Annotated in this window: 17 protein-coding genes and 1 riboswitch; of the genes, 10 read left to right on the top strand and 7 right to left on the bottom strand. The window is 73.3% G+C overall.

What is annotated here, in order from left to right; translation table 11 throughout:
• Positions 1 to 78 precede the first annotated feature (78 nt).
• The gene (locus tag ASC60_RS31040; RefSeq protein ID WP_055556802.1) at positions 79 to 705 is read left to right on the top strand and encodes an NADAR family protein; all 627 of its coding nucleotides are present in this window, start codon (positions 79 to 81) and stop codon (positions 703 to 705) included.
• Here ASC60_RS31040 and ASC60_RS31035 read toward each other — a convergent pair.
• Positions 651 to 1,478, bottom strand: a complete 828-nt coding sequence (locus ASC60_RS31035; RefSeq protein ID WP_055556800.1) for a DUF4190 domain-containing protein — start codon at positions 1,476 to 1,478, stop codon at positions 651 to 653. The two genes, ASC60_RS31040 and ASC60_RS31035, sit on opposite strands and share 55 nt — an antisense overlap.
• Between ASC60_RS31035 and ASC60_RS31030 the strand changes: the two genes are divergently transcribed.
• Entirely contained in the window at positions 1,477 to 2,616 is a 1,140-nt protein-coding gene (locus ASC60_RS31030) for an adenosine deaminase (RefSeq protein WP_370592986.1), read from the top strand. The two genes, ASC60_RS31035 and ASC60_RS31030, sit on opposite strands and share 2 nt — an antisense overlap.
• Complete coding sequence (locus ASC60_RS31025) at positions 2,613 to 3,302, top strand: glycerophosphodiester phosphodiesterase (RefSeq protein ID WP_055556796.1); 690 nt, start codon at positions 2,613 to 2,615, stop codon at positions 3,300 to 3,302. The genes ASC60_RS31030 and ASC60_RS31025 overlap by 4 nt, the downstream gene beginning before the upstream one ends.
• A 21-nt stretch (positions 3,303 to 3,323) precedes the next feature.
• Here the strand turns inward: ASC60_RS31025 and ASC60_RS31020 are convergent, their stop codons facing one another.
• Positions 3,324 to 4,775, bottom strand: coding sequence for a gamma-aminobutyraldehyde dehydrogenase (locus ASC60_RS31020; RefSeq protein WP_055556794.1), 1,452 nt, complete (start codon positions 4,773 to 4,775; stop codon positions 3,324 to 3,326).
• Positions 4,776 to 4,952: 177 nt separating this feature from the next.
• On the opposite strand from ASC60_RS31020, the gene ASC60_RS31015 reads away from it, so the two are divergent.
• Both ASC60_RS31015 and ASC60_RS31010 read left to right on the top strand, forming a co-directional pair.
• Positions 4,953 to 5,426: an Lrp/AsnC family transcriptional regulator gene (locus tag ASC60_RS31015; RefSeq protein ID WP_055556792.1), complete on the top strand. Its 474-nt coding sequence runs from the start codon at positions 4,953 to 4,955 to the stop codon at positions 5,424 to 5,426.
• 2 nt (positions 5,427 to 5,428) lie between these two features.
• Entirely contained in the window at positions 5,429 to 6,790 is a 1,362-nt protein-coding gene (locus tag ASC60_RS31010; protein WP_055556790.1) for an aspartate aminotransferase family protein, read from the top strand.
• Between the two features lie 345 nt (positions 6,791 to 7,135).
• Here the strand turns inward: ASC60_RS31010 and ASC60_RS31005 are convergent, their stop codons facing one another.
• Positions 7,136 to 8,575: a PucR family transcriptional regulator gene (locus ASC60_RS31005; RefSeq protein ID WP_234357209.1), complete on the bottom strand. Its 1,440-nt coding sequence runs from the start codon at positions 8,573 to 8,575 to the stop codon at positions 7,136 to 7,138.
• Positions 8,576 to 8,684: 109 nt separating this feature from the next.
• Here ASC60_RS31005 and ASC60_RS31000 point away from each other — a divergent pair, with 109 nt between their 5' ends.
• The 5 genes from ASC60_RS31000 (at position 8,685) to ASC60_RS30980 (ending at position 15,089) form a co-directional block, all read left to right on the top strand.
• Positions 8,685 to 10,145: a sodium:solute symporter gene (locus ASC60_RS31000; RefSeq protein WP_055556785.1), complete on the top strand. Its 1,461-nt coding sequence runs from the start codon at positions 8,685 to 8,687 to the stop codon at positions 10,143 to 10,145.
• Between the two features lie 28 nt (positions 10,146 to 10,173).
• Positions 10,174 to 11,835, top strand: coding sequence for a thiamine pyrophosphate-binding protein (locus tag ASC60_RS30995; protein WP_055556783.1), 1,662 nt, complete (start codon positions 10,174 to 10,176; stop codon positions 11,833 to 11,835).
• 143 nt (positions 11,836 to 11,978) lie between these two features.
• Positions 11,979 to 12,704: an ABC transporter ATP-binding protein gene (locus tag ASC60_RS30990; RefSeq protein ID WP_055556920.1), complete on the top strand. Its 726-nt coding sequence runs from the start codon at positions 11,979 to 11,981 to the stop codon at positions 12,702 to 12,704.
• A complete protein-coding gene (locus ASC60_RS30985) occupies positions 12,686 to 13,921 on the top strand; it encodes a hypothetical protein (protein ID WP_055556781.1) in 1,236 nt (411 codons plus the stop codon). Before ASC60_RS30990 ends, ASC60_RS30985 begins: the two co-directional genes overlap by 19 nt.
• 34 nt (positions 13,922 to 13,955) lie before the next feature.
• On the top strand, positions 13,956 to 15,089 hold the full coding sequence (locus tag ASC60_RS30980) for an LOG family protein (RefSeq protein ID WP_055556779.1): 1,134 nt from the start codon (positions 13,956 to 13,958) through the stop codon (positions 15,087 to 15,089).
• A gap of 26 nt (positions 15,090 to 15,115) precedes the next feature.
• Here the strand turns inward: ASC60_RS30980 and ASC60_RS30975 are convergent, their stop codons facing one another.
• The 4 genes from ASC60_RS30975 to rlmN form a co-directional block, all read right to left on the bottom strand.
• Positions 15,116 to 16,180, bottom strand: coding sequence for an ABC transporter ATP-binding protein (locus tag ASC60_RS30975; RefSeq protein WP_055556777.1), 1,065 nt, complete (start codon positions 16,178 to 16,180; stop codon positions 15,116 to 15,118).
• A gap of 14 nt (positions 16,181 to 16,194) precedes the next feature.
• A complete protein-coding gene (locus tag ASC60_RS30970) occupies positions 16,195 to 17,808 on the bottom strand; it encodes an iron ABC transporter permease (protein WP_055556918.1) in 1,614 nt (537 codons plus the stop codon).
• Positions 17,809 to 17,864: 56 nt separating this feature from the next.
• On the bottom strand, positions 17,865 to 18,938 hold the full coding sequence (locus ASC60_RS30965; protein WP_055556775.1) for a thiamine ABC transporter substrate binding subunit: 1,074 nt from the start codon (positions 18,936 to 18,938) through the stop codon (positions 17,865 to 17,867).
• A riboswitch (TPP riboswitch) is annotated at positions 18,933 to 19,036 on the bottom strand. Its footprint overlaps the gene before it by 6 nt.
• Before the next feature lie 65 nt (positions 19,037 to 19,101).
• On the bottom strand, positions 19,102 to 20,208 hold the full coding sequence (gene rlmN, locus ASC60_RS30960) for a 23S rRNA (adenine(2503)-C(2))-methyltransferase RlmN (RefSeq protein ID WP_055556773.1): 1,107 nt from the start codon (positions 20,206 to 20,208) through the stop codon (positions 19,102 to 19,104).
• Positions 20,209 to 20,251 lie beyond the last annotated feature (43 nt).

Here is a 20,251-nt window from a genome sequence, read left to right as displayed (position 1 = left end):
GGATTCGGTGACGACGCTGGGAGGGTGACCGGCTTCGGAGCCCGTGCGCTGTCAGCGTCGGCTGCGAGAATCCGGGACATGGAAACGAACGGGGTGACGGTACCGGCCGAGCCGGACGGCAGCCCGCGGTCGGTCGAGGAGTTGGTGGACCGGACCGCACGCGGCGAAGCCTTCAAGTACGTGCGCTTCTGGGGCCATCGGCCGCGGCGCGACGGTGGCGTGGGCGCGGGGTGCTTCAGCCAGTGGTGGCCCGCGCCGTTCGAGGTGGCCGACATCACCTACCCGACCGCCGAGCACTGGATGATGGCCGGGAAGGCGCGGCTGTTCGGCGATGTGGAGGCCGAGCGGCGGGCGCTGACCGCCTCGCACCCCAAGCAGGCCAAGGACGCGGGGCGTTCGGTGCGCGGTTTCGACGAGGCGCGGTGGCGGGCGCACCGCTTCGCGCTGGTCGTCGAGGGCAGCGTGCACAAGTTCGGGCAGCACCCGCCGCTGCGCGGCTATCTGCTGGGGACCAACTCCCGGGTGCTGGTGGAGGCCAGCCCGGTGGACCGCATATGGGGCATCGGACTGGCGGCGGACGACGAGCGGGCGGCGGATCCGGTCCGCTGGCGGGGGCTCAATCTCCTGGGGTTCGCACTGATGGAGGCGCGTCAGCGGCTCATATCGGCGGACGGGACCACCCGCACCACCGACATGTCCGCGTAGCCGGAGTCATCGGAGTCGCCCGAGCTGTCGTGGTTCGCGGCCGCGACATAGACGAAGATCATCGCCACGCCCGCCACCACGGCGGCGGCACCGAGGATGAGCCCGGCGAGGGCCGAGCCGCCGTTGGTCGCCTCGCCCCGGCCCGCCTTGGCGCGGCCGAGCACCCCGAAGATGATCGCGAGGACGCCGAGGATGATGCCCAGCACGACGCTGGCGAAGAAGACCAGCCCGACGATGCCGAGCACCAGGGCGGCCGTGCCGGTGCCGTTGTCCGGCATATGGGTCATACCCGGCTGCCAGCCCTGGCCGTAGCCCGCGCCCGGGTAGGCGCCGCCGGGGTAGGCGGGGTACGCCGCGCCGGGGTAACCGTAGCCGTAGCCGGGCCCGGCGCCGTACGGGGCCTGGCCGCCGTACGGCACCGGCTGGGCGTAGCCGCCGGTGCCGTACGGCCCGGCCTGGTAGGCGCTCGGGGTGCCCGGCCCGGTCGGGGCGGGCGGCGGCGGGGGCACCGCGCCCGGCAGGGTGGCGCCGCCCGGGGGCGGGCCCGGTGCGGCGGGCGGCGGCCCGGGGACGGGAGGCGGCGGGCCCGGCACGGGCGGCGGGGGCGGGGCGGGCGGCCCCGTGGGCAGGGAGGTGAGCGTCTGCTGCTCGGCCACCGAGGGCCGGGACGGCGGCTTGTCCAGGGACGTCCGCCGGGCCGGCGGGGCCCAGGGGTCGTGGTCGCGCGGCTCCGGCTGCCGCTGCTGGTGGTGCTGGTCGGGCTGGTCAGCCATGTATCTCCCCCACAGCGATGTCCGCCCATGCTACGGCCTGCGAACACCGCCCCGTGCCCGGCGCATCTACGATGGCCGGAGCCCGCCGCCGGCGGCCGTCACCCGGAGGTTCTCGTTGACCGATCTCACCGCCTTCATCGCCGGACTGCCCAAGGCGGAGCTGCATGTCCACCACGTCGGTTCGGCGTCCCCGCGCATCGTGGCCGAGCTGGCCGCCCGCCACCCGGACTCCAAGGTGCCCACGGATCCGGAGGCGCTGGCCGACTACTTCGTCTTCCGTGACTTCGCCCACTTCATCGACGTCTACCTCTCCGTGGTGGACCTGATCCGCGACGCCGAGGACGTGCGGCTGCTCACCTACGAGATCGCCCGCGACATGGCCCGGCAGAACATCCGCTACGCCGAGCTGACCGTCACCCCCTACAGCTCGACCCGGCGCGGGATTCCGGACACCGCGTTCACCGAGGCTATCGAGGACGCCCGCAAGGCCGCCGAGGCCGAGTTCGGCACCGTGCTGCGCTGGTGCTTCGACATCCCCGGCGAGGCCGGGCTGCAGTCCGCCGAGGAGACCGCCCGCATCGCCTGCGACCTGCGCCCCGAGGGGCTGGTCTCCTTCGGCCTCGGCGGGCCCGAGATCGGTGTGCCGCGCCCGCAGTTCAAACCGTACTTCGACCGCGCCATCGCCGCCGGGCTGCACAGCGTTCCGCACGCGGGCGAGACCACCGGCCCGCAGACGGTCTGGGACGCCCTCACCGAGCTGCGCGCCGAGCGGATCGGCCACGGGACCAGCGCCGTCCAGGACCCGAAGCTGCTCGCCCATCTCGCGGAGCACCGCATACCGTTGGAGGTCTGCCCCACCTCCAACATCGCCACCCGCGCGGTCGCCACCCTCGACGAGCACCCGGTCAAGCGGATGGTCGAGGCCGGGGTGCTGGTCACCATCAACAGCGATGACCCGCCGATGTTCGGCACCGACCTCAACACCGAGTACGCGGTCGCCGCCCGGCTGCTCGACCTGGACGCGGCGGGTGTCGCGACCCTCGCGAAGAACGCCGTCGAGGCGTCCTTCCTGGACGCGCCGGACAAGGCGCGGCTGGCCGCCGAGATCGACGCGTACACGGCGGCCGCGGGCGGATGACGGCGGTGGGCTCGGCCTTCATCCCGGTCGGTCACCGCGGCGATCCGTACACCCACCGCGAGAACACCCTGGCGTCGGTCGGCTCGGCGGTGCGCGCGGGGGCGGGCGCCGTGGAGATCGACGTACGGCTGACCCGCGACGGCGTCCCGGTCCTCCTCCACGACGCCACCCTCAAGCGGCTGTGGGGGCACGACCGGCCGCTGTCCGCGCTGACCGCCGAGGAGGTGCGGCGGCTGTCCGGCGGGGGCATACCCACGCTGCGCGACGCGCTCGCCGCGACCGGCGGGGCCCGGCTGCTGATCGACCTGCCCGACGCGTCGGCCGCCCTCGCGGCCGTCGCCGAGGTGCGCGAGGCCGGGGCCGCGGACCGGGTGTACTACTGCGGCGGGCTGTCCGCGCTGCGCCGCGTCCGCCGCGCGGACCCCGGCGCCGAGATCTCCCTGACCTGGACGACCCTCGCGCCGCCACGGCCCACCCTGCTGGCCGATCTGCGGCCACGCTGGCTGAACTACCGCTTCGGCCTGGTCTCCCCCGCCCTCGTCGCACGCGCCCACGCCGACGGTCTGCTGGTCTCCGCCTGGACCGCCGACACCCGCCGCTCCATGGCGCGGCTGCTGCGGGCGGGTGCCGACGCGATCACCACGAACCGCATCGGCACCCTCTGCGCCCTGCTCGGCCGCCGCTGACCCGAAGGCCCTTACCAGGCATCAACCCAGCGACGTCATCACGTGCTTGATGCGGGTGTAGTCCTCGAACCCGTACGCCGACAGGTCCTTGCCGTAACCGGACTTCTTGAATCCGCCGTGCGGCATCTCCGCGACCAGCGGGATGTGGGTGTTGATCCAGACGCAGCCGAAGTCCAGGGCCTTGGACATCCGCATCGCGCGGCCGTGGTCCTTGGTCCACACCGACGAGGCGAGCGCGTACTCCACGCCGTTGGCGTACTGGACCGCCTGGGCCTCGTCGGAGAACGGCTGGACGGTGATGACCGGGCCGAAGACCTCGTGCTGGACGATCTCGTCGTCCTGCTTGAGCCCGGAGACCACGGTCGGCGCGTAGAAGAAACCCTTCTCGCCGACCCGGTGACCGCCCGCCTCGACCTTGGCGTGCGCGGGCAGCCGCTCGATGAAGCCGCTGACCTGGGCCAGCTGGTGGGCGTTGTTGAGCGGGCCGAACAGCACGTCCTCGTCGTCCGGGGCGCCGGTCTTGGTGTCCGCGGCGGCCTTGGCCAGGGCGGTCACGAACTCGTCGTGGATCGACTCGTGGACGAGCACGCGGGTGGCCGCCGTACAGTCCTGGCCCGCGTTGAAGAAGCCCGCGACCGAGATGTCCTCGACAGCCTTGGCGATGTCGCTGTCCTCGAAGACCACGACCGGCGCCTTGCCGCCCAGCTCCAGATGGACCCGCTTGAGGTCCTTTGACGCGCTCTCGGCGACCTGCATACCGGCCCGCACCGAACCGGTGATGGACGCCATGGCGGGCACGTCGTGCTCGACCATCAGCCGCCCGGTCTCACGGTCGCCGCAGATGACGTTGAAGACGCCCTGCGGATGGCCCAGTTCCGCCAGCACCCCGCCGATGATCTCGGCGAAGAGCACGGTGGAGGCCGGGGTGGTGTCGGAGGGCTTGATGACGACCGTGTTGCCCGCCGCCAGCGCCGGCGCGAACTTCCACACGGCCATCATCATCGGGTAGTTCCACGGCGCGACCTGCGCGCACACCCCGATCGGCTCGCGGCGGATGATGGAGGTCAGCCCCTCCATGTACTCACCGGCCGAACGGCCCTCCAGCATCCGCGCGGCGCCCGCGAAGAAACGGATCTGGTCGATCATCGGCGGGATCTCCTCGTCCCGCGTGAGCCCGATCGGCTTGCCGGTGTTCTCCGACTCGACCGCGATCAGCTCTTCCGCCCGCGCCTCGAAGGCGTCGGCGATCTTCAGCAGGGCCTTCTGCCGCTCGCCGGGCACCAGGTCCCGCCAGGCCGGGAACGCGGCCGCGGCCGCGTTCATCGCCGCGTCCACGTCCGCCGCTCCGGACAGTGGCGCCGTGGCGTACGGCTCGCCCGTGGCCGGGTTGACCACCTCCGTGGTGCGCCCGTCCGCGGCGTCCCGGAACTCCCCGTCGATGTAGTTGCGCAAACGACGCAGTTCGGTGGTCACGTACGACCCCTCCTGTCGGCTGTCCGATGGGTGAGACACCACCCTAGTCGCGAGGACGACGCTTTCAACATACCCGCCACACCAGAACAACGGAATCAGTGATTTAAAACCCTTCGAACAACGGAATTCATTGATCGAGGGTTGCCAGACCGTCGAGGCTCGTGCACAGTGAGGGTCGTGGCCACACCTGACAAGAACGGCACGCCGTCGATCGACTCCGTGTCCCTGGCGATCATCGAACAGCTCCAGGAGGACGGCCGGCGCCCGTACGCCGCCATCGGCAAGGCCGTGGGCCTGTCCGAGGCGGCCGTGCGGCAGCGGGTGCAGAAGCTGCTCGACCAGGGCGCGATGCAGATCGTCGCCGTCACCGACCCCCTCACCGTGGGGTTCCGGCGCCAGGCGATGGTCGGGGTCAACGTCGAGGGCGATCTCGACCCGGTCGCGGACGCGCTGACCGCCATGGACGAGGTCGAGTACGTGGTCGTCACCGCGGGTTCCTTCGATCTCCTCATCGAGATCGTCTGCGAGGACGACGACCACCTCCTCGAAACGATCAACAAGCGGATCCGGACCCTTCCCGGCGTGCGCTCCACCGAGAGCTTCGTCTACCTCAAGCTCCGTAAGCAGACCTACACCTGGGGAACGAGATAGCCATGAGCGCGGACCTCTCCAAGACGGCGTACGACCATCTGTGGATGCACTTCACCCGCATGTCGTCGTACGAGAACGCCCCCGTGCCGACGATCGTGCGCGGCGAGGGCACGTACATCTACGACGATCAGGGCAAGCGCTACATCGACGGCCTGGCCGGGCTGTTCGTGGTGCAGGCCGGGCACGGGCGCGTCGAACTCGCGGAGACCGCGTACAAGCAGGCGCAGGAACTGGCCTTCTTCCCGGTGTGGAGCTACGCCCACCCCAAGGCCGTCGAACTGGCCGAGCGCCTGGCCGGTTACGCGCCCGGCGACCTCAACAAGGTCTTCTTCACCACCGGCGGCGGCGAGGCGGTCGAGACCGCCTGGAAGCTGGCCAAGCAGTACTTCAAGCTGACCGGCAAGCCCACCAAGCACAAGGTCATATCCCGCGCCGTGGCCTACCACGGCACCCCCCATGGCGCCCTGTCGATCACCGGTCTGCCCGGGCTCAAGGCCCCCTTCGAGCCGCTGGTCCCCGGCGCGCACAAGGTGCCCAACACCAACATCTACCGGGCTCCGATCCACGGCGACGACCCCGAGGCGTTCGGCCGCTGGTGCGCCGACCAGATCGAGCAGCAGATCCTCTTCGAGGGCCCGGACACCGTCGCCGCGGTCTTCCTGGAGCCGGTGCAGAACGCGGGCGGCTGCTTCCCGCCGCCGCCCGGGTACTTCCGGCGGGTGCGCGAGATCTGCGACCAGTACGACGTCCTGCTCGTCTCGGACGAGGTCATCTGCGCGTTCGGGCGGCTGGGCACGATGTTCGCGTGCGACAAGTTCGGCTACGTCCCGGACATGATCACCTGCGCGAAGGGCATGACCTCCGGCTACTCCCCGATCGGCGCGTGCCTCGTCTCCGACCGGCTCGCCGAGCCCTTCTACCGGGACGGCAACACCTTCCTGCACGGCTACACCTTCGGCGGCCACCCCGTCTCGGCCGCGGTGGCCCTCACCAACCTCGACATCTTCGAGCGCGAGGGGCTGAACCGGCATGTGCTGGACACCGAGGCCGCGTTCCGGTCGACCCTGGAGCGGCTGCACGATCTGCCGATCGTCGGCGACGTCCGGGGGAACGGCTTCTTCTACGGCATCGAGCTGGTGAAGGACAAGGCCACGAAGGAGTCCTTCGACGACGAGGAGACCGAGCGCGTCCTGTACGGCTTCCTCTCCAAGGCGCTGTACGACAACGGCCTCTACTGCCGGGCCGACGACCGCGGCGACCCCGTCGTCCAGCTGGCCCCGCCGCTGATCGCGGACCAGGCGCTGTTCGACGAGATCGAGCAGGTGCTCAGGGGTGTGCTGACGGAGGCGTGGGCGAAGCTCTGACCGGGCGGCGGCGCGTTCCCCCCCCCCCTTCCCGAACCCAGGGGCTCCGCCTGGACCCCGGCCACGCGACGCCACGCCCCGGCCCGGGATCCGGCGGCGTCTCGCGTCCGGGGCCCGGACGCCGAACTCCCGCCTGTGGGCACATCGCCCGGGCCACCGTTCGCGGGCGCACGGCCCCGGGCCCCGGGTTCGGCGGCCTCCGGCATCCGGCGGGGCCCCGGCGTGGGGCTCCGCCGCTGAACCGCCGTAGCCGGGGCGCTCCAGGCGCGCGCCGGGCGGTGGGCGCGGCGTCGCGCGCGGGAGGGTGCGGGCAGGCCCGGGCGTCGGGCCGCTGCTCGGTGGGGGTCATCCCCACTTGAGGGCGAACCACAGCTCCATCCGTACGTCCGCGTCGCCCAGGTCCGCCTCCAGCAGGGCGGCGGTGCGGGCGATGCGCTGGCGGACCGTGTTGCGGTGGATGTCCAGGGCCACCGCGGTACGGTCCCAGCTGCCGTGCAGCGACAGCCACGTCCGCAGCGTCTCGCGCAGCGCCGGCGCGCCGTCCAGCGGGGCGAGCCGGGCGCGGCCCAGGGCCTCGGCCTCGGACGGGTCGACCAGCGAGACGACGCCGCGCCGCGCCGGGGCGTGCCGTACCACGGGCCGTCGCTCCGCGACCGCGCGGCGCAGGGCGCGCGCCGCGTCGGCTCCGGCGTGTGCCAGCCCGGCGGCGGACACCGGCGCCCCGGCGCCGAGCGTCCAGCCGGGCTGGGCCCGTACCTCCGCGGCGCCGGGCACCAGGGCGCACAGGTCGTCCCCGTCCAGGTCGACCAGGGGCGTACCGAGCCCGGCGGAGAGCGCCGCCACGGCCAGCGGCCCGTGGTCCCCGCCGCGGCCGCGGCGCCGCCCGCGCACGACGGTCCACACCTCCGCACCGCTCAGCAGCCCCGCGACGTCGGCCGGTTGGGCGCCGAGCATCAGCCGTACCAGCGCCGTGCGTTCGGTCCCCGCGTCGGCCGTCGCCCGTCCGGTCAGCAGGGCGAGCAGCACCATGGCCACCCCCACGACCGCGCTCTCCGCCGCGTCGCGGCGCGGCGCGCACACCCCGAGGGCGAGCGGGTGTTCCGGCCCGCCGAGACCGTAGGCGCTCAAGGAGGCCCCGTCCGCCGTGCCGGCGGCCGAGGCCGGGCCCGCCCGCAGCCGGGCGGCCAGCGAGCCGAGCGCGGCGCGCGCCTGCTGGGACGGCCGGGGACCGGCCGCCGCCAGCTCCCTCCCGTCCGGCCCGTACAGCACCGTCCATCCGCCCAGATGGCGCGCGAGTTGGCGCAGCACGGCCGGTACCGGATGGGGCCGCGCGGCGGCCGCCGCGAGCGACTGCTGCACCTCCGTGATCCGCCGCAGCTCCTGGTGGCGGCGCTCGGCCATGGCGTCCCACACGGCGCTCGCGACAGCCGCGAACGTCGTCTCGCGTGGCACCTCCACCAGCGGCAGCCCGTGCCGGTCGCACGCCTCGGCCAGCGCCCGCGGCATCTCCTGGTGCACCGGCGCGATACCGAATCCCAGCGCCGTGGCGCCCGCCTCGACCGTGCGGGCCACATAGCGGTCCCAGTACGCGTCCGTCGCCTCCGGGCCGTGCACACCGGCGCTGAGCAGCAGTTCACCGCCGAGAAGATACGGAACCGGATCCTCCATCTCGCTGGTGTGCACCAGGTACACCGGCGCCTCCCCGCGCGGCCCGGCGATCTGCCGCAGTCCGAGGCGGGGGTGGTCCAGCAGGACGGTGAGGGGTACGGGCACGGTCGGCGGCATGGCCGTTTCCTCCATCCCGGAATCCACGAGTGGAGGAAACGTACACTTCCCGGCCTCCTCGGCGACAGCCTAGGGTCGCGGTCACCGTCCCACCGTGAGGAGCCCCACCATGACCGCTGTCGACTACACGGTGATCGTCGTCTATCTCGCGGGCATGCTCGCGCTCGGCTGGTGGGGCATGCGCCGCGCCACCTCCACCAGCGACTTCCTGGTCGCGGGCCGACGCCTGGGCCCGGCCATGTACTCCGGAACGATGGCCGCGATCGTCCTCGGCGGCGCCTCCACCATCGGCGGCGTCGGCCTCGGCTACAGTTACGGGCTCTCGGGCGCCTGGATGGTCCTCACCATCGGCTTCGGCCTGCTGGCGCTGTCCGTCTTCTTCTCGGCGCGCATCGCCCGCCTCAAGGTGTACACGGTCAGCCAGATGCTGGACCTGCGCTACGGCGGATCGTCCGGGCTGATCTCGGGCATCGTCATGTGGGCGTACACCCTCATGCTCGCGGTCACCTCGACCATCGCCTACGCCACCATCTTCGATGTGATCTTCGGTCTCGACCGGGTGGTGGCGATCGTGCTCGGCGGGGCCATCGTGATCTGCTACTCCACGCTCGGCGGCATGTGGTCGATCACGCTCACCGACATGGTGCAGTTCGTCGTGAAGACCGTCGGCGTGCTGCTCCTCCTGCTGCCGATCGCCGTCGTCAAGGCGGGCGGCTTCGCGGCGATGAAGGCCGAACTGCCGGCCGGCTACTTCTCCCCCATGGGCATCGGCGCCCAGACGGTCTTCACCTACGTGCTCATCTACTCCTTCGGCATGCTCATCGGCCAGGACATCTGGCAGCGCGTCTTCACCGCCCGCGACGACAAGGTGGCCCGCCTCGGCGGCACCGCGGCCGGTACGTACTGTCTGGCGTACGCGGTCGCCGGCGCGGTCATCGGCACGGCGGCCAAGGTTCTCTACCCGCATCTCGGCTCCCCCGACGACGCGTTCGCGACGATCGTCAAGGACGCGCTTCCGATCGGCGTCAAGGGGCTCGTCCTGGCCGCGGCCCTGTCGGCGGTGATGTCGACCTCCTCCGGCGCGCTCATCGCCTGCGCCACGGTCGCGAACAACGACATCTGGGCCCGCCTCCGGGGCCGCCCCGCCACCGCCTCGCACGACGAGATCGCGGGCAACCGTCTGTTCATCCTCGTCATGGGCCTGACGGTGGTCGGTGTCTCGATCGCGCTGAACAACGTCGTCGAGGCGCTGACCGTCGCCTACAACGTACTGGTCGGCGGGCTGTTGATGCCGATCCTGGGCGGCTTGCTGTGGAAGCGCGGCACGGGTGCGGGGGCGCTGGCCTCGGTGGCCGTGGGCGGTCTGACGGTGATCGGGCTCATGGTCGGGAAGGGCATCCTCGCCAGCGAGCCCATCTACATCGGCCTGCTGGCCTCGCTCGTGGCGTACGTGGCGGTGAGCCTGGCCACGAAGCCGACGGACGCCGCGGTCCTGGACACCTGGCACCGCCGCCTGGCCGGCGACCCGGCCCCGGAGCCCGCCCCGGAGCCCGCCCCGGCCCATCCCTAGCAACCCGCACCCGCACGAAAGGGCACCCATGCGCACCGCACAGGGCGAGCGCCACGGCGGCGATCTCGTCGTCGAATCCCTCGCCGCGCTCGGCGCGACCACCGTCTTCGGACTCCCCGGGCAGCACGCGCTCGGCGCCTTCGACGCCCTGCGCCGCTCCGGCCTCGACTACGTAGGGCTGCGCGTGGAGAACAACGCGGGGTTCGCGGCCGATGCCTTCGCCCGCGTCACCGGCACCGTCGCCCCGCTGCTGGTGTCCACCGGCCCCGGCGCGCTCATGACGCTGGCGGCGCTGCAGGAGTCGGCCGCGGCGTCCGCGCCGGTGCTGGGGATCGGCAGCCAGGTGCCCACCCCGGGGCTCGGCGGCGGCCGCAAGGGATATCTGCATGAACTGGTCGACCAGAAGGCGTCGTTCCGCGACATCGTCAAGTCCGTCCACACCGTCCGTACGGCCTCGCAGATCCCGTCCGCCCTCGCCGCCGCCTGGGCGTCCGCCCTGGAGGCACCGGCGGGCCCGGTGTGGCTGGAGATACCACAGGACGTCCTGCTGGCCCCCACCTCCGTACCGCCCGTCACCACGCTGCCGGCCGCACCGCGCCCGCTGCCGCCCCGGCCGGAACTCATGGAACGGGCCGCACGGCTCCTGGGCGCGGCCGAGCGCCCCGTGATCCTCGCCGGAGGCGGGGTTGTGCGCGCGGGGGCGTGCGAGGAACTGCGCGCGCTGGCCGAGCGCCTGGACGCCCCCGTGGCCACCACGTTCGGCGGGAAGGGCGCGTTCCCCTGGGACCATCCGCTCTCCCTCCGGTCCTGGCTGGAGGACCGGCACACGACCGACCTTCTGGAGGGCGCGGACGTCCTGCTCGTGGCCGGCTCCGGGCTCGGCGAACTGTCGTCCAACTACCACACGTTCCGCCCCCGCGGTCAGGTCATCCAGATCGAGGCCGACCTCGGCAAGCTGGAGTCCAACCACCCCGCCCTCGGCATCCACGCCGACGCGAAGCCTGCCCTGACCGCCCTCTTGAGCGAAGTCACCCCCCGCCCGGAGTCGACCGGCGCCGCCACCGCGGCCGCCCTGCTGGCCCGTGTGCGGCAGCGGATCGCGGCGCAGGACCTGGACCTGGAGCAGCAGGTCCTGGGCGCCGTACGGGAGGCCCTGCCCGATGACGCGGCCAGCTTCTGGGACATGACGATCCTCGCGTACTGGGCGTGGTCCGCGTTCGACCCGCGGGCGGGCGCGACGCACTCCGCGCAGGGCGCGGGCGGCCTCGGCTACGGGCTGCCCGCCGCGCTGGGGGCCGCCGCCGCGGACCGTACGCGGCGGCGGCCCGTGCTGGCCGTGTCGGGCGACGGCGGGGCCATGTACTCGATCGCCGAACTCGCCACCGCCCGCCAGTACGACCTGCCGGTGACCTGGCTGATCGTGGACGACGGCGGCTACGGGATCCTGCGCGAGTACATGACGGACGCCTTCGGCGAGGCGACAGCCACCGAGCTGGCCCGCCCGGACTTCGCGGCGCTCGCCGAGTCCTTCGGCGTACCGGCCGTACGGACGGCACCCGACCGGCTGCGCACCGATCTGGCGGCGGCGCTGGCCGCGCCGGGCCCCTCGGTCGTCGTGCTCCCCGCCCGGCTGCGCATGTTCGCGCCCACCCACCTCGAAGAACCCGATCGGCCACCGCACCAGGGCTGATCGGAGGAACTGGGCCCACACCCGGCCGAGCCTCAGGCACCGGCCCCGGCCGGAGTCCTTACCGTGCCAGTGACCCATTGGCTCCGGTCTCGTTCACCCCGTCGGGGGAACGAGTCGATCGCAGGTAAGGCGAGGTGCTCTGGATGGTGGCTCCGCCGGACGACGTGCTCCGGGCACGCACCCTGTCGTACGCCCATGACGGCTCGCCCGCCCTCGCCGGCGTCTCCCTCGGTGCCCGCGAGGGCGAGATCCTGGCGGTGACCGGCCCCCGTGGCTGCGGGAAGACCACACTCCTCAAGTGCCTGTCGGGCCAGTTCGTCCCGGAGCACGGCGAGGTCTGGTTCAAGGACACCGCCGTGCACTCCCTCGCCCCGCTGAGCCGCGAGCGGCTGTGGCGCGACCACTTCGGCTGGATCGACACCGAGCCACAGCTCGTGCCGGAGCTGACCGGATGGGAGAACGCCGCGCTGCCGCTGATGCTGCGCGGCACCGGGCGGCGCGCCGCGAAGAGCGCGGCGTGCGAGTGGCTGGAGCGGCTCGACGTCGCCGAGTGCGCGGGGTCGCGCCCCGGCGCGCTGTTGCAGTCGCAGCGTCAGCGGGTCGCGATCGCGCGGGCGCTGGCCTCCACACCGAGCGTGCTGTTCGCGGACGAGCCCACCGCGCCGCTGCACCGCGCCGACCGCGCCCAGGTGCTGCGGGCGCTCACCTCGGCGGCCCGTACGCACGGCCTCACCGTCGTACTGGCCACCCAGGACCCGGAGGTGGCCACGCTCGCCGACCGCACCGTGACCCTGCTGGACGGCCGCCTGGTGGACCCGGCGGCGTCCCCCGACGCGGAGGGCATCGCGGCGTGCTCAGCCTCCGCCTAGCCCGCGGCTCCCACCCGCTGGTCCTGCTGCGACGGTCCCTGGTGGCCGTCGCGGCGGCGGGCGTGAGCTTCCTGCTGCTGTCCGCCCTGGGGTTCGCGGCGAGCCACCCGGCCGACCCCGACGGGGCGCTCGCGCGGCTGCTGTGGTGCGTCGTCCCGCTGGCCGCGACCGTGCAGCTGGCCATGTCGGTCGCCCGTGCCGACCCCAGCACCCGGCCGGGCGCCGGGTTCGCCGCAGCCGGGCTCGGCCCGGCCCGGCTGGCGCTGCTGGCGGGCGCCGTGACGGCGACGGCCTGCGCGGCCGGGAGCGCGCTGGCGCTGCTGGCCTTCCTGCATCTGCGCGGCGATGTGGGCGGCGCGTGGCTGCTGTGGGCGGGCAGCGGCGCGGCGGACCGCGCGCTCGGCGGGGACGGGCCGCTGCCGCTGGTCGGGGCGGTCACGCTGGTGGCCGTCGTACCGGTGGTGGCGGGCACGGCGAGCGCGGCGGGGCTGTGGCCCCGGCAGCCGGGGGCCGGGGCGGAGGCCCGTACGGTACGGCCCGCCCTCCCCACCGTGGCGACCGGCCCGCTCACCCCGCCTCCGCACCGCGCGGCGTCCGCCCTGCCGTGGGGCGTGGCGCTGACCACGGCGGGGCTCGCGCTGGGGGCGTACGCGGGGCGCGGCGCGCATCCGTCCTCCGCCGCCCTGGTGTCGCTGTCCGGGCGGTTCGGCGGCAGCGCGCCCGAGGTGGTGGGCGGCTGGGCGCTGACGGTGGCCGGGCTGATCCTGGCCGGGCCCGGGCTCGTGCACGGCTGCGGCCGGCTGCTGGCCGCGGGCCGGCCGGGCCCGCTGCGGCTGCTGGCGGGGCGGATGCTGCAGCAGGAGGCGGGGCTGATCGGGCGTCCGGTGGGGGTGCTGTGCGCGGTCGCCTCCGGGCTGTACGGAGCGCTGCGGCTGCACGAGGCGACCCACGGCCGCCCCGGCGCCCACTCCTTCGGCCCGCTCACCGAGTTGGGCGTGGCCCTGGTCCTGATGTGCGCCTTCATCGCGGTGCTCAACGCGGCGCTGGAAGCGCGGAGCGCGCGCCGGCGCACCACGGCCGCGCTGCTGCGCCTCGGCGCGTCGGCCCGTCTGCTGCGGGGCGCGGCCGTGACGCGCGGTGTGGCCCTGCTGCTCCTGCTGGCGCCGGTGGTGTGGGGCGTGGCCCAGTTGACGACGATGCCGTTCACCCATCGCTGACCGCACCGGCGTTCGATGTGATTAGCATGACGCCGTGCAGACCGATGACGCAGACACCCCCGCGCCCACCGCACCCGACGTCGAAATAGAGTCCCTGGAGGAGTTCGACCAGGTCGTCGCCCGCGGCACCCTGGCCGGATACCGGGTCCAGTCCGTCGACCTGACGGCCCGTACGTCCGCGCTGCTGTCCACCGACACCGACCGGGCGGTCTTCCTCGGCTGTCCGATGGAGCCGGAGGCCGCGGCGCGGGTGCGGGCGCGGGGCGCGCTGGTCTTCCCGCCCGTGCCGGACCTGCCGTTCGACCCGTACCGCGGCGCCCTCTACACGGCGGCCGAGCTGTTCGAGGGCCTGGACGACGGGGTGGACGGATACGCGGGCACGCCGGACGCGCGCGCCTACGCCTGGTTCCAGCGGACCAAGGCGGACGGCGACATCTTCTCCTCGATGCTGCGCTCGATCCACGACGACGCGGTCTCCGACGCGCTGGACGAACTGCTCGCCGGTGCACGGGTGGTGGGCGTGATGGGCGGGCACGCGCTGGAGCGCGGCTCCGAGGGGTACGCGGGCGCCGCCCGGCTCGGACAGACGCTGGCGCGGTCCGGGCTGACGGTCGCGACGGGCGGCGGCCCGGGCGCGATGGAGGCAGCCAATCTCGGCGCCTACACGGCGCCGCTTCCGGACGCGGCCTTGAAGGAGGCCCTGGAACTCCTCGCCCGGGAGCCCTCGTTCCGCCCGTCGGTCGGCGCCTGGGCCGGGGCCGCGTTCACGGTGCGGGAGCGGTGGCCGGACGGCGGCGCGTCGGTCGGGATACCGACCTGGTTCTACGGGCACGAGCCGCCGAACGCCTTCGCCTCGCACATCGCCAAGTACTTCGCCAACGCGACCCGCGAGGACGGGCTGCTGGCCCGCTCGAACGCCGGCGTCGTCTTCCTGCCCGGCGCCGCCGGGACCCTTCAGGAGATCTTCGACAACGCCACGCCGAACTACTACGAGTCGCGCGGTGAGCCGACCCCGATGGTGCTGGTGGACCGCGACCACTGGACGCGCCGGCTGCCCGCCTGGCCGCTGCTCGAAGCGCTCGCGGAGGGACGGCCGATGAAGGCCCGTATCGCGCTGGTGGACTCGGTGGACGAGGCCCCGGACGCGCTCGCCTCCCTGACGGGCTGAGCGCCTGGCCGACGGGCTGAACTTTTCTACGGCGAACCGAGCCGGGGTGAGCCGAACCGGGACGAACCGAGCACCACCACGTCCGCGGCGTCGAAGGCCACCCCGACCCGCTCCCCCGCCTCCGGGGCGTCCCGCAGCGCACAGGACGCCTCCAGGCGCGGGCCCTGGGACGGCTGGAGGATGAGCGCCACATGGTCGCCGCGGAAGGTACGGGCCGCGACCGTGCAGGGCAGGCCGTCCTCGGGGGCCGTGAGCCGAACCCCGGCCGGGCGGACGAGGAGCCGGACCGGGCCCGGCGGGGAGCCGGGCGGCACGGGCAGCTTGCCCCACACCGTGTCGGCGTACTCGCCGTGCGCGGTCGCCTCGACCACGTTGTCGAAGCCCAGGAAGCGGGCGACGAACTCGTTCGCGGGGCGCTGCCACACCTCCAGCGGGGTGCCGGACTGCGCGATCCTCCCGTCCTCCATGACCACGACCCGGTCGGCGAGCGCGAACGCCTCGCCCTGGTCGTGGGTGACGGCGAGGACCGTGGTGCCCAACCGGGCGAACAGTTCCCGCAGCTCCACCACCAGCCGCTCCCGCAGCCCGCGGTCGAGCTGGCCCAGCGGCTCGTCCAGCATCAGCAGCCGCGGCCGGGGCGCCAGCGCGCGGGCGAGTGCGACGCGCTGCTGCTCACCGCCGGACAGCGAGTCGACCGGCCGCCGCTGCGCGCCGGGCAGCCCGACCAGATCGAGCAGTTCGGCGACCCGGCGGTCCGTCTCCGCGCGCCCGGCCCCCCGCATCCGCAGTCCGAAGGCGACGTTGCCGCCCACGTCGCGCTGCGGGAAGAGCTGGTGGTCCTGGAACATCAGCCCCACCCCGCGCCGGTGGGTGGGTATGCCGCTCTGGTCGCGGCCCGCGAGCCACACCCGGCCGGAGGCGGCGCGCTGGAGCCCGGCCACCACGCGCAGCAGGGTGGACTTGCCGCTGCCGCTGGGGCCCAGCACACAGACCGTCTCGTGCTCGGCGACCTCCAGCTCGACGGCGTCCAGCGCGTCGTGGCGGCCGTAGCGGACCGTCACCTCGTCCAGACGCAGCAGCGGCGGCGTCATCAGGATTCCCCCATTCAGAACTCCCCCGAGCGGTCGGTGCGGATGCGCTCCAAGGCCAGCAGGGAGCAGGCGCACACCAGCATCAGGATCGTGCTCAGCGCCATCGCCTGCCCGTAGTTGAGCTGTCCCGCGCGGCCCAGGAAGCGCGCGACGGCCACCGGAAGGGTGGGGAGGTCGGGGCGGGCGATGAACACCGTGGCCCCGAACTCGCCGAGCGATACGGCGAACGCGAAACCCGCCGCGACCGCCAGCGCCCGCCCCACCAGCGGCAGGTCCACCTCCCGCCAGGCGCGCAGCGGGGAGGCGCCGAGCACGGCGGCGGCCTCCCGCAGCCGGTGGTCCACGGCCCGCAGCACGGGCAGCAGGGTGCGCACGACGAAGGGCACGCCCACCAGGGCCTGGGCGAGCGGCACGATGAGCCAGGAGGAGCGCAGGTCCAGCGGGGGTTCGTCGAGCGCGATGAGGAACCCGAAGCCGACGGTGACGGCGGAGGTGCCCAGCGGCAGCATCAGCAGCGCGTCGAAACCCCGGACGAGCCGCCCGGCCCTGCGAGTGAGCGCGGCGGCGGCCAGTCCGCCCACGAGCAGGGCGAAAACGGTGGCGACGGCCGCGTACTGGAGAGAGTTGCCGATGGCGTCCACGGGGGCCACGAAGAACGTGCCGCCGCTGTCGGCCGCGGATGCGAGCGCCCGGTAGTACGTGAATCCGTAGCCGTCCGGCCCGTGGAGCGAGCGCTCCACCAGCACCACGAGCGGCAGCACGATCAGCAGCGCGACGACGGCCAGCACCCCCGCGAGCAGCCCCCACTGCGCCGGGCCCTGGGGGCGGCGCGCGGTCCGGGCGGCGTCGACGAGCCGCAGGGCGCCCTCCCGGCGGCGTACGGTCCAGGCGTGCAGGGCGAGGACGGCCGCGACCGCCGCGAACTGGACGAGGGTCAGCACCGCGGCCGTCGGCAGGTCGAGCAGCTGCGCGGTCTCCCGGTAGATGGCCACCTCCAGGGTGGCGTAGCGCGGGCCGCCGAGGATCTGGATCACGCCGAAGGAGGTGAACGTGAACAGGAAGACCATCAGCGCGGCGGCGGCCACGGCGGGGCCCAGCGCGGGCAGGGTGACCCGGCGCCAGGCCGCGAGGCGGCTCGCGCCGAGCACCCGGGCGGCCTCCTCCTGACGCGGGTCGAGCTGCGCCCACAGCCCGCCGACGGTGCGGACCACCACCGCGTAGTTGAAGAAGACATGGGCCAGCAGGATCGCCCAGACGCTGGTGTCGAGCCGTATCCCCCACAGCTCGTCCAGCAGGCCGCCGCGCCCGAGCAACCCCAGGAACGCCGATCCGGCGACCACGGTCGGCAGCACGAACGGCACTGTCACCACGGCGCGCAGCAGCCCCTTGCCGGGGAAGGCGAAGCGGGCGAAGACATACGCGCCGGGCAGCGCGACCACCAGCGTCAGCCCGGTCGAGGCCGCCGCCTGCCAGCCGGTGAACCACAGGGTGTGCAGGACGGACGGGTCGCCCAGCACCTCGGGTATCCGTCCGAGCCGCCACCGGCCGCCCGTGCGCAGCCCTCGGGTGACGATCGCGGCCACCGGATACGCGAAGAAGACGGCGAAGAAGGCGAGCGGCACTGCCATCAAAGCCAGCCGCAGGGCGGCGCCGCGCGGCCCGCCGCGGCCGGCCGCGGCGGGCTTCACAGAACGAGCGAGGACCATGCCTTGACCCACGGCTCACGGTTCTCGGCGATCTTCCGTGGCGGCAGGGTGGCCGAGTCGGCGACCTTGACCCCGTACCGGGTGAAGACCTCCGGCAGCTTGGCGTCCTCGCGCACCGGATTGACGTACATGTTCAGCGGTACGTCCTCCTGGAAGCGCTTGGTCAGCAGGAAGTCCAGCAGCGCCTTGCCGCCCTTGGTGTTGCCCCCGCCCTTCAGCAGCCCGGCGAACTCCGTCTGCCGGAAGCAGGTCCCTTCCGCCACCCCGGTCGGGGCCTTGGCGGGCTTCGACTTCGCGTCCGCCACCTCGGCGGGCGGGCTGGAGGCGTACGAGACGACGAGCGGCTTGTCACCCTTGGCGCCGCCCGCCGAGCCGGAGAAGCGGTCGTAGTACGCCTGCTCCCAGCCGTCGACCACTTCGACGCCGTTGGCCCGCAGCTTCTTCCAGTAGTCCCGCCAGCCGTGGTCGCCGTAGCGGGCGGCGGTGCCGAGCAGGAAGGCGAGGCCGGGGGACGAGGTGGCGGCGTTCTCGGTGACCAGCAGGTTCTTGTACGCGGGCTTGGTCAGATCGGCGAACGTCCTGGGCGGCGCCAGCTTCTCGCGCGCGAAGTAGGCGCGGTCGTAGTTGACGCAGATGTCGCCGTAGTCGACCGGTGTGACACGGTGCCTCGCCCGGTCGGGCTGGAAGGCCGCGGGGACCTTGTCCAGCCCCTTCGCCTCGTACGGCGTGAACAGGTCGTTGTCCAGCGCGCGGGAGAGGAGGGTGTTGTCGACGCCGAAGAACACATCGCCCTGCGGATGGTCCTTGGACAGGATCGCCTGGTTGACGGCCGCCCCCGCGTCACCACCGGCCTGCACCCGCACCTTGTAGCCGGTCTCGCGGGTGAACTCCTTGAGGACCGCCTTGGACGCCGCGAACGAGTCGTGCGAGACCAGGGTGACGGTCTTGGAGTCCTTGCCGTCCGCCGCGCCCCCACCGCAGCCCGCGAGGACGCCGGCGCCGAGGGAGGTCACGAGGGCGGCGGTGACGGCACGCCGAAGATGGCTGTTCATGCTGGGCTGACTCCCTACGCCGGTATGACCCGGATCAGGTTGGAGGGTCTGCGGCCGGGCCGCACTCTCAGCGCTCTCGCGCTCCCCTGTCGGAATGTTCATTTGTGCGTCGTCGCGGGACGGTCGCGCGACGGTAGTGCGAAGGCACCGTATCAGCCGGTGGTCAGCGCTCCGTGGCCGCCAGCTGGCCGCACGCCCCGTCGATCTCCTGCCCCCGGGTGTCCCGGACGGTCACCGGTACCCCGTGCGCCTCCAGGGCCGCCACGAACGCCTTCTCGTCCTCGGGCCGGGACGCCGTCCACTTGGAGCCGGGCGTCGGGTTGAGCGGGATGAGATTGACGTGCACCCGGTGGCCCTTGAGCAGCCTGCCGAGCAGATCGGCGCGCCACGCCTGGTCGTTGATGTCCTTGATCAGGGCGTACTCGATGGAGATCCGGCGGCCCGACTTCTCCGCGTACTCCCACGCCGCGTCCAGGACCTCGCGCACCTTCCACCGGGTGTTGACCGGGACGAGGGTGTCGCGCAGCTCGTCGTCGGGCGCGTGCAGGGACACCGCGAGCCGGCACTTGAAGCCCTCGTCGGCGAACCGCAGCATCGCCGGGACCAGCCCCACGGTCGAGACGGTGATCCCGCGCTGGGACAGACCGAGGCCGTCCGGCTCGGGGTCGGTGAGCCGGCGGATGGCGCCGATGACCCGGTTGTAGTTGGCCAGCGGTTCGCCCATGCCCATGAAGACGATGTTGGACAGCCGGGCCGGGCCTCCCGGGATCTCCCCGTCGCGCAGCGCCCGCATGCCGTCGACGATCTGGTGCACGATCTCGGCGGTCGACAGGTTGCGGTCCAGACCCGCCTGGCCGGTGGCGCAGAACGGGCAGTTCATGCCGCAGCCCGCCTGGGAGCTGATGCACATGGTGACCCGGTCCGGGTAGCGCATCAGCACGGACTCGACGAGCGTGCCGTCGAAGAGCCGCCACAGGGTCTTGCGGGTGGTGTCGTCGTCGCAGCTGATGTGCCGCACCACGCTCATGAGGTCCGGCAGCAGCTCGGCCGCGAGCTTCTCGCGCGCGGCGGCCGGTACGTCGGTCCACTGGGCGGGGTCGTCGGTGTAGCGGGCGAAGTAGTGACGCGACACCTGACCGGCCCGGAAGGGCTTCTCCCCGAGGGCGGCGACGGCCTCGCGGCGCTCGGCGGGTGTGAGGTCGGCGAGGTGCCGCGGGGGCTTCTTGGCCCCACGCGGCACGGCGAAAGTGAGTTCTCCGGGCTTAGGCATGGCCGTACCAGTGTCGCAGACATGCGGAAGGCCCCGCGCCACG

This window comes from Streptomyces sp. NBRC 110028 (genome assembly GCF_001417735.1).
Classification (GTDB): domain Bacteria; phylum Actinomycetota; class Actinomycetes; order Streptomycetales; family Streptomycetaceae; genus Streptomyces.
This window is presented reverse-complemented; position numbering and strand designations above follow the sequence as displayed.